The sequence below is a fragment of the Candidatus Mancarchaeum acidiphilum genome, assembly GCF_002214165.1.
Lineage (GTDB): Archaea > Micrarchaeota > Micrarchaeia > Micrarchaeales > Micrarchaeaceae > Mancarchaeum > Mancarchaeum acidiphilum.
Window position 1 is genome coordinate 626,692 of record NZ_CP019964.1, and the last position, 12,267, is coordinate 638,958.

Genomic DNA, 12,267 nt, shown 5'->3' on the forward strand with positions numbered 1-12,267 from the left:
GAATGACCAAAAATTTCAAAGCGCAAAGCGCTATGGAATATCTGATGACTTATGGTTGGGCAATATTGATTATTGCAATAGTACTTGCGGCACTGTACATACTTGGAGTGTTCAATGGTTCTGCGTTCATAGGGACAACGTGCACAGCAACATCTGGAGCACTATGTACATCTCCTATAGCTTCGCCGAGCACATTTTCAGTGACATTAGGGCAGGTTAGCACGACCGATTGGGCAGCAACAACGTTCGCGTTTGTGCCAACAGGATCTGTGATGCCAGCAACAACAAGTATGACTTCATACCCTGCTAATTCAGTGCTGGGTGTTCCTTCAGGCACAGTAAATGATATAATACCGTATGCGGGTGGTACTAGTGGTGATGTACCTGGTGCATCTTCAATGACAAGTGGATTTACAACAACAGTAACTTTTGATGCAGCTACAGATTGCTTAACCTCACAGGACAATAATGCTATAAGCAAATGCAGCAGCATACCAAGTGCAGTAGGATCAACAACATCTGGAGAGATCTGGGCAATATACACACTGCCTACAACAAATGATTCATCTCCTTTCTATGCACAGGAACTTGGAAAGGCAACAATGAAGATATCCTGATTTGATATCTTCTTTTTATTTTTTTATTTGAATTTTGATTAACTACTATTTCTTTTAAGCTTGTTTTATTGATGCTTTATTGATACTCGATCATTAGCAGATAGTTTAATAACAAACGTTTAAATAGTTTAAATGCGGTTTATCCTAATCCTTCATTTAAAATGGTTGTGGTAATATGGAAAAAAATTTCAAAGCGCAAAGCGCTATGGAATATCTGATGACATATGGTTGGGCAATATTGATTGTTGCGATAGTGCTGGCAGCACTTTATGTGCTTGGCGTATTCAATGGGTCAACTTTTGTAGGCACATCCTGTTCTCCTGCTTACGGTGCATTGTGCACATCCCCTATAGCAGCACCTTATAATTTCTCTGTTTCATTGACAAATATAGGCCAGACAGATTGGGCAGCTACGACCTTGGCGTTTGTGCCTTCAAGCTCTATAATGCCCGCTACCGAGAATATGCTCTCTTACCCTGATGGCTCGGTTATTGGGAACGTCATAAGCCTTAACGGCGGAAACTTCGATGGTGCACAGGGAGCCACAGCCATGAAATCAGGATTTCCAACTAAAGTATTCTTCAATGATGACCCATCAAGCGATGACTGCATAGAAGGCAATGCACTTTCCAGTTGCCCTAAAGTGGGAAGCATACCTGGAGGTATAGGTTCAACGACTTCCGGAGAGATCTGGGCAATATACACACTGCAGGCAACCAATAATACTGCCCCATATTATGCTGTAGAGGTGGCGAAGGTTACAATGAAGATATCCTGATTTGATATCTTCCTTTTTTATTTTTTATTTGAGATTTGGATGGCAGTTAATTCTTTCTGCTTGCTCATAAAATTTATATTTGTTTAACACTAATACTAATTGATCCGATGGATATTGATGAGCTTTATAGGTTTGATTCTCTTGACGAGTTCTATGGCAACAAGGAGTCTATCGACTCTATAACCTTATACTTAAAGAACTTCTCTCCAAAGGAGAAGAGAAAGCCCCTTCTTGTATACGGGCCCACAGGCACTGGAAAGACCTCTATAGTCAAATTCTTGGCTGAAAAGCTTGGCTACAATATAATAAACTTGGATGCGAGCGATTACAGGGACAAGGATTCTATTGAGAAGCAGCTCTTCTACGCTTCCAATTCAATGTCCCTATCGAATAAGAGGAATATGATACTTCTTGATGAAATAGACAATCTTGACCTAAAATTCGACAAAGGAGCATCATCTGCAATAACCGAACTTATAAAGATATCTGTAAGCCCTATAATATTCATAGCAAACGATGCATATGATAAAGGCATATCATTCCTCAGAGACAAGGCAGACAAGGTTGAATTCAAAAAACTTAATGAGATCAATATCAGGAAGCTACTTTCGGGCAAAGCGGATAAATTCGGAATAAGGCCTAAATCGGAATTGATAGATTATATAGCAAAAGCCGTAAATGGAGATGCAAGAGCCGCAATCAATGATCTTTATGCCGTGTATGCGGGCGGTATTGAAGATGACGGAGAATATGACGGCTACAATGTTGTCGGCCTAAGGGACAAGACGGATGACATCTTCTCTTTCCTGAACAAGGTTTTCTCCTCAATCACATTCTCGAGTCCGCTCCATGCCCTTTCGCTCATAGACCTGACTCCTGATATGACGATGCAATGGCTGGCTGAGAATATACCCAAGATATATAAGGGAAATGACCTTGCATCCGCATTCAATATGCTATCGCTTGCCACTGTGTACAATTCGAGAGCAGTGAGAAGGCAGCATTATGCTTATTGGAGATATATGAACATCTTTATGACAAGCGGTGTAGCCCTTTCAAAAAGCAGGTATTATACCTCAAACTCCCGCTACTCCTATCCAAAGATGATAAAGGAGAGGGGGATTAGGAAGGATTCAAATGCCAAGATGAATGAGATATCTATTGATCTAAAGCATATGATAAATGAGAGCGTCTTCACAATAAAGGAGTACTACCTTCCTCTTATTAAGGAGATGATAAGGTCAAATTCAAAAGATGGTATTTTGGATCCAGAGTCCTATGAATTTTTTTCGAGGAAGTATGGGCTGAATGCAAAGGAAGTCGATTGGATCAAGGACAACAGCTTATGACCGCTTATTATGGATGGACTCTTTAATCATGCTTGCCGCCCTCATTTGGTAAGTCATCAAGTTTAGATATTATCATTTCTATTGTTTTCTCAAGGCTGCCCTCCTCTGGCTTCACCTTTATGCTGGCAGCCTCGTTGTGCCCTCCCCCATTGCATATTAAATCCTCATCTTCAAGCTCTTTTATTACCTTTAGGAGCTGCACCCTTTCGACAAGGCTGTCGCTAACCCTTATTGAGATGTATTTGCTGAAGTAGACCATTGTGACGTTGCCTCCATGGTTAAGCTCCTCAAGCCTGTCGTGAAGCTTTGTCGTATACCTTCCATGCTTCATGTAGTCGTAGTTCCTTTCGTCTATGAACTTGTAGTCCATTGTATACACGATTGTGCCATCCTTAAGTACATGCTTCCTTGACCTTTTTACCCCTATATCGAGTGATTCGTTAAGCTCGGATATTGCTTTGTTCAAGACATACTCAAAACCGGCTTTGTCCTCTATTATACCAATCATATAAGCGGGGGATATCCTGTTGTAATTGTCGTAGAACTCGTTTACTGTGAGTGCATCAAGAACGGTGGCAAGGTCGTTTGATGCTTTGTCGTTGAGGTCCGCGAAATTGCTATGGTCACTTATAAGCGAAGCGCCTTCCAGATTATTGTATCTCTCGCCCGCTATCATTGATGCAAATTCGGCTGTAAGGAATCCAGCGGTCACATTTGAATCCATTCCATACATCCACGGGTTTATGTAAAGCTTGATATTTTCGATTGGAAATCCTTCATATATGGGATGGTGCTCCAGCCAGATTACATTTTCCGTGAACTCTTTTATTGCAGGTTCGCTTTCGGGAGTTGTGCCAAAATCAGTAAGAAGTATAATGGGCTTTTCTATCGATTCAAAACTTTGCACATATGACCTGTCTATGTTGTAAATCCAAGGGCTGTAACCCACACCTTTGTTAGGGCTCCATATGACATTTGGCCGTTTTATCCCAAATATGTTCCCTATCGCTCCAAATGCTTTATAGAGTGCGATTGCCCCTGAAGCTCCGTCCCCGTCCATATGGAATCTGACCGCCATTGGAGCCCCTGACAGCAAAGACCTTACAACCATATTGGAGGCTTCTTTAAGTGGCTTCTCCATCTTCTTTATATTCTTGTCATCCGGATTCATCCCATGTATTTGGCCCGACAGTGCAGATAACACTTCCTCGTAATATTCTTTTGTGGCTGCGCCTATCGTATCTATAGATCCGTCCTCCGGATCATAATTTAACTTGTCATAAAGCTTGTATCCCGATTTGGCCTTGAACATGAATATGCTATGGGAATTGATGGCTGTATAGTAGCAGTCATCATATCTTGGATTTGACTTTATTGATGTTATTATCACTTCTTCATTTGACATAAGATCACTTAAAATTTGTTTATCTGCCTTCTTGTTCACTTGATTTCATTGCATTTTGACTTCAATGTAGCATTAGTTACATACCTGCAATAGCTATAGTTCTTTGTTTCATTCGCAAGGTTATAGTATTCCTCTGATATACATACGCTGTGCAGCAGGGACGGCACATCGGCACAGGTCTCGTTTATCTCGGTTGAGTTTATCAAAGTGGGCGTTGTCACATTATAGCTGCACAAGTATGATAGCGAGCTTGGTATATCGCTGCACAGCGACCTGTTGTTCGTGAGCTCGAAAAGTGATACATAGCAGAGGCTCCTATCGTTTACGATATGGTTTTGGTCCAGATAAAGTGAATCCCCCTCAAGATTATAGTCCGCGCTTTTATTTAATGGTAGCATCTCAAGGAGATTTGACAAAGGAACCGATGTATTGTCCGGAAGGTAGCTGCAGTATTCCGGCACGTTATCGTAGATTGCGGACTTGAAGTAATATTCATTATAGCATAGGGATTTGTTTGCATCCCCTAACAGGTAGCTGCAGTATTTGTCATCGGTCTGGTTTGATATTAGTTCAAGTTTGGAGGCACATTCGGATCTTAAGGTCGCATTGCTGTTTGAAAGGCATATGTTTGAATTTGAGGCATTTGTGAAAGAGTAAACGCAGTTCTGGTAAGCCGTTGAAGAGGTGTTTACAAGGCCGCAGTAAGAGATGTTCTTGGTTTTGTTAGCTATATTTAGGTAACATCCCTGAACACTTGAATTTGGAAGGAGCCTGCATATAGAGGCGTTTGCTTCAGATGCTGCGAGGTTCTCAAGGCATTGGTCTTGGTTCAGAAGCTTGCTCTCACATCCTTTTACAGTATTTGGATTTGCCCTTGATGCCAAGGATGAGAACAGCAAAGTTACTATTATAAGTAGGGCTAGCAGTATTATTATAATAAAGTATTTTTCTTTCTGCTTCAGCACGATTTTGACATTGTTCTTATTCCCATCTGCACTCGCATTCTTTTTTTTGGAATCTGTGTCTGGTGCATTTGCACCTGCCTTGGTCTTGCTGTTATTGCTCCCCGAATTAGAAACTTTGTCCATATTTTTAATCATCCTAAATCATTAAAAACAAAAGAAATGACTGTTCACGACAATCCTTGACTTTCTGGGGTGAGTATGTTTATTCCTGAACTGGTTATGCTGTAAGGGGCAAGGAACCAGCTGTGGTCGCTACCTCTCATCTTCACCACTTCAAGGGTAAGCTGCCTTTTATCCTGCTCCCCTAACTCGTACATCATGATTATTCCGTCAAATGTGAAAAATTCGGGCTCAAACAGTATGCCTTTCCTTTCGCTTGATGAGACTTCAACAGTAAATATCGATGTTACTCCTAGAGACCTGAGCTTTGATATAAGGGATAGCAATGCTATCCTGTAGTTCGTGTTGTCCGGTATCATTAGATGCAGCAGGGATATTGAGTCAATAACAACAAACTTTGATTCATTTGCAATTATCATATCATCTATATCTGATACTATTGAGCTGAATGAGTAGCTCGATGAATCGGTCTTCTCAGTTATTTTCATTGCCACGGAGCTGCCTCCTATCTGGAGCATATGCTGTTCTTGAAGCTTTTCTATATCATCGAATTCTGTGAATACCTCCTTTGCATTCCTTATTATACTTTCAGGGGGTTCTTCAAAAGAGATAAAAGTTGAAGGGATTCCGGACTGGGCCATCTTATAAGCTACTTCAAAGCTCATCAGTGTTTTTCCTGCTCCTGGAACTCCTCCTATCATAATCTGGTTCTTAGACGGGATTCCTCCGTAAAGCATATAGTCCAACCCTTTTATCCCAGTCTTAAGTTTTATAATTTTGTCTTTCATTTCACTCATCGCCAATTAATCACAGCTAAAATTCTAAAGCCTGAATCACCATTTACTCTATTGCAATAAAATATATAAAAGCTTTATCCAAAGAGATGGTTACCATCTTATGCTTTTGAATAATCGATGCTTTTGCTTTAAATGGCTTTTTGCCGCTTGCTACAAAATTATTTAACTTTTTACTTACTATGCTTAATGATTGGATGAAGAAGAAATTTCTATATGTTGGGATAGCCTTAATCCTGATATCGATCATAATATTTGGTTATATAATTCATGTGGTCAGCTCTATAAGTTCACCATCCGTACAGTCAAAGCTCGGAATAACGAATTATACTATAAGCAAGGGAGGGTTTGAAAGTTACAACTTTACATCCAATGGGAACACCAGTGCGTTTATAGCTATAATGGAGGAGAAGGTGGATTTCCTTATATTCAATTCTTCCGGATACAATCTATGGATTGGCAATGCCACATTGGCAAACGCAAAGAACCTTGAAGGGAGAGGTACAATGCTGATAACGCTTAACTCGACCAATTTCACAATTCCTTTGCCAAGCAGTGAAAATGTCTATTACCTTTCAAAAAGCTTGAATGTGACGAACCTGAAAAAGGGCTTGCTTCCTATTGGTAATTACACTTCGGTCTTCTATAATGGCCCTGGCAGTTATTCTTCCAATTCCAGCACAAATGTGGTGCTTACCTATCTGCCTTCATCAAAGCTCTCTTACCTAACAGGATTCTTTGGCAACTTCGCCATATTGGGGGTTGTTGCTATAATAGCATTCATAGCGGGTATAATACTGATAATATATAGCTTCTTCAGCAAGGAGAAAGTGCTAGGAAGTGCAGACATTCAAGGAAATGTAAAATCTAATGGAAAAGGCAAAGGACAGAATAGCCAAGAAGATAAATATATAGATGACCTATATAAGTATGTTGACAATGGGAATGCCAATAAAAAACCGAAATCTGCTAAGGCAGCCGCTTCAAAAAGGTCAAAGAAGAGCAGCAGGCCAAAGCAGCAGGAGGGCAGTTGATTAAGGTCGAAGAGGATAAAACGTTGATTTAATGAATAGCTTGGAAGAGAAGATTGCCGGAGAAATAACCCTTTCGGACAGCCCCGGAAGCGTGATGAAGAAGTGGAGGGAGCTTTTCGGGATAACTCAGGTTGAGCTTTCAAAAGCCCTTAAGATCTCGACATCCACGATAAGCGATTATGAAAGCAATAGGAGGCTCAGCCCAGGGGTTGGCGTTATAAGGAGGTTTGTCGAGATGCTCCTTTACATAGACGAGAATAAAGGAGGTGAAGTCAGGAAAAGCCTTAATATGCTTAACAATGAGGGCGGCGAGAGCAATCTACCCTACTTGATACACGACTTTATCGCACCCGTGAACGGCATTGACTTTAACCGTATAATAGACGGCAAGATAGTGGCCAGCCAAAACTACCTTGACAATTTGAGGCTTTTTGGTTATACAAAGCTTGACAGCTTAAGGGTCATACTTGAGATGTCTCCATCAGACTACCCGAAGCTGTTCGGATCCACCAATGAGCGCATCTTCATATTCGAGAATGTTTCTACCGGAAGGTCTCCTATGGTAGTGATAAGGATAGCACCTATAAAGCCAAGGATAGTGCTTATACCCAGCCTGCAGAATGTGGACAAGCTTGCCATAAGGATAGCGCAGATAGAGAAGATACCTCTTATAACTACAAGATTGAGCATAAGCGAGATAGAGGAGAGGCTTAACAAACTATAGTCAGTATGCATTTGCAGGTAGATTGTGCAATCCATGAAACATGGATTGAGGTTTCGCACCTGCCTTTCCTTGTCATCCCCATACATCCGCTTTTACTTTCTTTGGATCAACGTTAAGCTCTGCCAGCGACTCCTTCATAGCTTTTACAAAATTTAGGGGACCGCATATGTAAACGGTCCTTTCGGTTACATCAGGGGCATACGATTTTATCCTATTGCTGTCGATATGGCCTTTTTCTCCATCCCAATTGTCGCCTTCGGCAGGCCTTGTGACCGTTATAAATTTCTTTATCTTGAGCTCCTCGCTCAAGCTGTAAAGCTCATCCTTAAGTATTATCTCTGAGGGGTATTTGACACTGTAGACCAGAATGGCATCGGTATCGTAATTATTCTTCTTTATGTCTCTCATCATTGAAAGGAAAGGCGCGAATCCTGTCCCGCCCGCTATGAAAAGGACCTTCTTGTCCTCTTCTGGTATGAACCTGAACTGCCCTGAAGGCCCGGATATTGTGAATTTATCGCCAATCTTAGAATCCAAAAAGTGGCTGCGGTGCCCTCCATGCTCTTTTACTATAAAGAATTCCATTATCTCCGAATGGGGGTCCGAAGCTATTGAAAATGCTCTCCCTATATACTGCTTTCCCTCCGAATCGGTTCCGTATATCATCACGAACATCCCTGCATCAAACATCATCGGCTCTCCATCAACTGGCTTCAGCCTAATTATCTGCACTTCGGGGGTGCCGCTAAAATTTTCAACAAGCTCGTAAGTCTTCCTTTCGATTTTGTATTGTTTCATATTGACTCCCTAAATTTATAATAATTATAAGAATGGCTTTATTTTTGATGTATCTATTTCAAAGAATAATGCTTTAAATGGTGTGGAAGTTATTTTGTATTGCAGTGGCATACTTCCACAGCCGAAGCGTTTTTGGTTTTGGATTACTTTTGGTAAAATGGGCAATTCCTGCGCCCTGCCGCCAGGAGCTCAAGTAAACCAAAGATGTGCATTCTTGCAATCTTTGTAAACGTGTGCTGCTTGCCTACCATCATACCAATGTAAGCATATACGGGTTTTCCAGCAGCCTCTTAAGCTCGTTCCCGAAATCCGCTGCTGCGGCTCCATCGACAACCCTGTGGTCAAATGTCAATGTGAACTCCATCACCTTGCCTGGCACTACCGCACCGTTCTTCACAACTGGCGTGTCCTTTATTATACCGAATGATAGTATGGCCACATCCGGTGGGTTTATTATGGGCATTCCCATGTATCCCCCGCCCAAGCTGCCTATGTTGGTTATCGTGAATGATGTGCCTTTCATATCATTAAGCTGGATCGTTTTGCTGTAAAGCTTTTCCCTTAGGTCCGTAAGGTCCTTTGCTATCTGCAATATGCTTTTCTTGTCAGCATCCTTTATCACTATTATCTTCAGTCCCTCATCGGTCTTTGCTCCCAGGCCTATATTGTAGTACTGCTTCAGCGTTACCTCTTTATTCTCCGGATCGTAGCTTGCATTGAAATATGGATTGTCCTTAAGCGCCACTGTTGCTGCCTTTATCATGAATGGCAGGTATGTGAGCTTTATGCCGAAATCCTTCGTAAATCCCTCCTTGGTCCTTTCTACTATATCCACCAGGTTTCCTGAATCTATAAGATCCATGTGTGATGCTACAGGTATTGAGCTTGATGCCTCCATATTCTTCGCTATAACTTTCCTCAAAAATGAGAGAGGGACCTTTTTGGTCGGGCCATAGTTGTCCGCAGATTCGGCGTGCTGAATTTGGTTCGCCTGCGCTTGCTGGGCATTTCCAACTGCATTGCTCTCCTGCTTTGGCGCAGCGCTTTTACTCCCTGAAGCATAAGCCTTTACATCGGCTTCCAGGATCTTGCCATTAGGCCCTGTTCCCTTGACCTTGTAAATATCGACATTCATATCTAGCGCGAGCCTTTTGACGGCAGGTGTTGCCATTATGCTCTTTTTCTGGTCATCTGTGTTTTGGGGAGTTGATGGAGAAGCTGCTGTGGCAGTGTTAGGTGCTGCGGGCATTTGGCTGGCAGGTGTTGCACTTGGCTTGTTCTTGCTTTCCGCATCGGCACGCGGACCTTCATTTTGTACGGATGCACCGAACTTGTATGAAGAAACCTCATCCTTTGCGCCAACTACCGCCAATGCATCTCCGGGCTTTACCTGTGCGCCATTTGCAACTGCATATTTTATCATGCCTTCCAATGGGGTTGGTATGTTCACTACGGCCTTGTCCGTCTCTATCTCCATTATCGTTTCGTCCTCCTTTACATTATCCCCATCTGCATGGTTCAGCTTGACAACATTGCCTTCGGTTATGCCTTCTCCTATATCGACAAATTTTATAATTTCCATATCAAACACACTTTATTGTTTCAAGAATTCATCAGCTTCTTTATGCTGTACAATATCCTATTCTTGTTAGGCACCCAATAATCCTCGTCCCCGGAGAAAGGATAAGGGAAGCTGAAACCTCCAAGCCTCATGACAGGCGATTTCAGATCATATAGGGATTTCTCGCCTATCCTTGCGGCGATTTCCGCACCCGCACCAAATGAAAGAGGGGCTTCGTGTAGAACAAGAGCCCTCCCTGTCTTCTTTACACTTGAGAGGATTGCTGATTCGTCCAATGGGTTTATTGTCCTGAGATCCAATATGTCAGCTGATATATTGTTTTCCTTCACTACCTCCTGTGCCGGCCTTACCATTGTTCCGTAGGTTATTATTGTAAGGTCATCCCCCTCATTAACCAGATTTGCCTTCCCTGCTGGCACTTCATACATCCCCTCAGGGACTTCCTGCTTGAAAAGCCTGTATAATTTTGTAGGCTCTAGGAATATCACAGGGTCGTCCATGTGTGAGGCCTTTATCAGCATACCTTTTGCATCATATGGATTCGATGGCTCCATCACAACCAAACCTCCTATGTGGGAGAACAATGCTTCAGGGCTCTCGGAATGATGCTCCAATGTCTTGACTCCTCCGCTGACGGGCATCCTTAATACCATAGGTATTTTTATGTTCCCTCTCGTCCTGCTTCTATATCTAGCCGCATGTGAGGCCAGCTGGTTGAATGCAAGATATGAGAATCCCGCAAACTGTATCTCGGGGAATGGATGCATCCCCGATATGGCCATTCCTATGGAGGCCCCGACTATTGATGACTCTGCAAGCGGTGTGTCTATGACCCTGCCTGGGCCGTACTTTGCAAAAAGGCCATCAGTCACCCTGAATACCCCTCCATCCTTTCCTACATCCTCCCCCAATATTATTGCTTTTGAATTTTCCTCCAAACATAAATCTAGTGCATTATTAAGTGCAGTAACCATATTAGACATCATATAACCACCTCACTGCCAAAAATTATTCTTCAACGCTTCATCCTCCTCCTCTTTTAGTGTTTCGGGCATGAAACTGTATACATTATCAAACATCGCCTTTGGATTCGCCTTTGCTTCGTTGACTTTCGCAGTCGCGTCATCTATAAGCGACTTGTTCTGGTTCTGCATATCCTCATCCATAGAATCATTCCAAAGTCTATTTGATACAAGATACTTCCTCAAGCGCAATATTGGATCCTTGGGCTTCCATCCATCGACTTCGGATTCAGGCCTGTATTTGGTCGGGTCATCAGAAGTGGTGTGCATTCCCATCCTATATGTCAATGCTTCTATTACCATAGGCTTTCCGCCTTTTTTTACCGAATCCAAAGCATCCTTTGTGGCCTTGTATACTGCAATCACATCGTTTCCGTCAACCTGTATTGCATCGACTCCTGCTGCAACCGCCTTCTGCGCCAATGTCTTTGAAGCTGTCTGGCTTGACCGGGGGACTGAGATTGCCCACTCGTTGTTCTCTATTACAAACACGATTGGGAGGTTGAAGACGCCTGCGAAGTTCAAAGCTTCGTAGAAGTCGCCTTCAGATGTTGAGCCATCACCTCCGTATACTATTACGGCATTCTTGTACTTCTGGTACTTCATGCTGAACGCTATGCCAGCCGCTTGGGTATACTGGCTGCCTACAGCGATTGCCTCCGGAGTGAGCCGTTTCTGTAGGATAGAGGAATATGCTTCTTCGTAGCCCTTCACTGCAATGAAAAGGTTCTCCAAAGGCACACCTCTCATTATGAATGGAAGGTGGTTCCTGAATGTGGGGACTATAAAATCTGATGCGTCCGCGGCATATGCGCTGCCTGCCTGGACTGCTTCTTCGCCATTTAAGGGGGCAAATGTCGCTACCTTTCCAAGCCTCTGAAGGGTTAACAGCTTATTGCTTACAGCCCTTCCAAGACTCATGAATTTATACAATTCTATTATCTTTTTTGGTTCTAGATCTTTTGGGAACAGGCTGTTGTCTATGTTGCCGTCTTCGTCCATGATCTGCATGTTTTTTATATTTCCATTGAACACTTCCTTTATCATTAGTACCACACTCACATTATTTTAATAGAAAT

General features: G+C 42.5%; 12 protein-coding genes. 5 read left to right on the forward strand and 7 right to left on the reverse strand.

The window, feature by feature from the left end; translation table 11 throughout:
* Positions 1-2: 2 nt before the first annotated feature.
* The 3 genes from Mia14_RS03280 to Mia14_RS03290 all read left to right on the forward strand — a co-directional run bounded on the left by Mia14_RS03280 (position 3) and on the right by Mia14_RS03290 (position 2,744).
* Positions 3-617, forward strand: coding sequence for a hypothetical protein (locus tag Mia14_RS03280; RefSeq protein WP_088820232.1), 615 nt, complete (start codon positions 3-5; stop codon positions 615-617).
* A 175-nt stretch (positions 618-792) separates the two neighbouring features.
* Positions 793-1,395 (forward strand): hypothetical protein, encoded by a 603-nt coding sequence (locus Mia14_RS03285; RefSeq protein ID WP_088820233.1) that lies wholly within the window; start codon positions 793-795, stop codon positions 1,393-1,395.
* Positions 1,396-1,502: 107 nt separating this feature from the next.
* Entirely contained in the window at positions 1,503-2,744 is a 1,242-nt protein-coding gene (locus Mia14_RS03290; protein WP_088820234.1) for an AAA family ATPase, read from the forward strand.
* A gap of 22 nt (positions 2,745-2,766) precedes the next feature.
* Here Mia14_RS03290 and Mia14_RS03295 read toward each other — a convergent pair whose 3' ends face one another.
* The 3 genes from Mia14_RS03295 to Mia14_RS03305 are packed head-to-tail and all read right to left on the reverse strand — an operon-like array spanning position 2,767 to position 6,022.
* The gene (locus tag Mia14_RS03295; protein WP_088820235.1) at positions 2,767-4,149 is read right to left on the reverse strand and encodes a hypothetical protein; all 1,383 of its coding nucleotides are present in this window, start codon (positions 4,147-4,149) and stop codon (positions 2,767-2,769) included.
* A 35-nt stretch (positions 4,150-4,184) separates the two neighbouring features.
* Positions 4,185-5,249, reverse strand: coding sequence for a hypothetical protein (locus Mia14_RS03300; protein ID WP_124216893.1), 1,065 nt, complete (start codon positions 5,247-5,249; stop codon positions 4,185-4,187).
* A 32-nt stretch (positions 5,250-5,281) separates the two neighbouring features.
* Positions 5,282-6,022 carry an ATPase domain-containing protein gene (locus Mia14_RS03305; protein ID WP_157891448.1) on the reverse strand — a complete coding sequence of 247 codons (741 nt, stop codon included), beginning with the start codon at positions 6,020-6,022 and terminating at the stop codon, positions 5,282-5,284.
* A 203-nt stretch (positions 6,023-6,225) separates the two neighbouring features.
* Between Mia14_RS03305 and Mia14_RS03310 the strand changes: the two genes are divergently transcribed.
* Complete coding sequence (locus Mia14_RS03310; RefSeq protein WP_088820238.1) at positions 6,226-7,062, forward strand: hypothetical protein; 837 nt, start codon at positions 6,226-6,228, stop codon at positions 7,060-7,062.
* Positions 7,063-7,093: 31 nt separating this feature from the next.
* Positions 7,094-7,786 carry a helix-turn-helix domain-containing protein gene (locus Mia14_RS03315; protein ID WP_088820239.1) on the forward strand — a complete coding sequence of 231 codons (693 nt, stop codon included), beginning with the start codon at positions 7,094-7,096 and terminating at the stop codon, positions 7,784-7,786.
* 72 nt (positions 7,787-7,858) lie between these two features.
* Here Mia14_RS03315 and Mia14_RS03320 read toward each other — a convergent pair whose 3' ends face one another.
* The 4 genes from Mia14_RS03320 to pdhA form a co-directional block, all read right to left on the reverse strand.
* Positions 7,859-8,584 carry a ferredoxin--NADP reductase gene (locus Mia14_RS03320; protein ID WP_088820240.1) on the reverse strand — a complete coding sequence of 242 codons (726 nt, stop codon included), beginning with the start codon at positions 8,582-8,584 and terminating at the stop codon, positions 7,859-7,861.
* Between the two features lie 250 nt (positions 8,585-8,834).
* Positions 8,835-10,166, reverse strand: a complete 1,332-nt coding sequence (locus tag Mia14_RS03325) for a dihydrolipoamide acetyltransferase family protein (RefSeq protein WP_088820241.1) — start codon at positions 10,164-10,166, stop codon at positions 8,835-8,837.
* 20 nt (positions 10,167-10,186) lie between these two features.
* Complete coding sequence (locus Mia14_RS03330; protein WP_232780235.1) at positions 10,187-11,149, reverse strand: alpha-ketoacid dehydrogenase subunit beta; 963 nt, start codon at positions 11,147-11,149, stop codon at positions 10,187-10,189.
* A gap of 12 nt (positions 11,150-11,161) precedes the next feature.
* Positions 11,162-12,235, reverse strand: a complete 1,074-nt coding sequence (gene pdhA, locus Mia14_RS03335) for a pyruvate dehydrogenase (acetyl-transferring) E1 component subunit alpha (protein ID WP_088820242.1) — start codon at positions 12,233-12,235, stop codon at positions 11,162-11,164.
* Positions 12,236-12,267: the final 32 nt, after the last annotated feature.

What these genes read in the sequence shown, in the direction of transcription:
- Mia14_RS03290 (WP_088820234.1), top strand. Translation starts at nt 1,503, where the DNA reads ATGGATATTGATGAGCTTTATAGGTTTGATTCTCTTGACGAGTTCTAT.
- pdhA (WP_088820242.1), bottom strand. Translation starts at nt 12,235, where the DNA reads ATGATAAAGGAAGTGTTCAATGGAAATATAAAAAACATGCAGATCATG.
- Mia14_RS03320 (WP_088820240.1), bottom strand. Translation starts at nt 8,584, where the DNA reads ATGAAACAATACAAAATCGAAAGGAAGACTTACGAGCTTGTTGAAAAT.
- Mia14_RS03310 (WP_088820238.1), top strand. Translation starts at nt 6,226, where the DNA reads ATGAAGAAGAAATTTCTATATGTTGGGATAGCCTTAATCCTGATATCG.
- Mia14_RS03295 (WP_088820235.1), bottom strand. Translation starts at nt 4,149, where the DNA reads ATGTCAAATGAAGAAGTGATAATAACATCAATAAAGTCAAATCCAAGA.
- Mia14_RS03315 (WP_088820239.1), top strand. Translation starts at nt 7,094, where the DNA reads ATGAATAGCTTGGAAGAGAAGATTGCCGGAGAAATAACCCTTTCGGAC.
- Mia14_RS03305 (WP_157891448.1), bottom strand. Translation starts at nt 6,022, where the DNA reads ATGAAAGACAAAATTATAAAACTTAAGACTGGGATAAAAGGGTTGGAC.
- Mia14_RS03285 (WP_088820233.1), top strand. Translation starts at nt 793, where the DNA reads ATGGAAAAAAATTTCAAAGCGCAAAGCGCTATGGAATATCTGATGACA.
- Mia14_RS03300 (WP_124216893.1), bottom strand. Translation starts at nt 5,249, where the DNA reads ATGATTAAAAATATGGACAAAGTTTCTAATTCGGGGAGCAATAACAGC.
- Mia14_RS03280 (WP_088820232.1), top strand. Translation starts at nt 3, where the DNA reads ATGACCAAAAATTTCAAAGCGCAAAGCGCTATGGAATATCTGATGACT.
- Mia14_RS03325 (WP_088820241.1), bottom strand. Translation starts at nt 10,166, where the DNA reads ATGGAAATTATAAAATTTGTCGATATAGGAGAAGGCATAACCGAAGGC.
- Mia14_RS03330 (WP_232780235.1), bottom strand. Translation starts at nt 11,149, where the DNA reads ATGTCTAATATGGTTACTGCACTTAATAATGCACTAGATTTATGTTTG.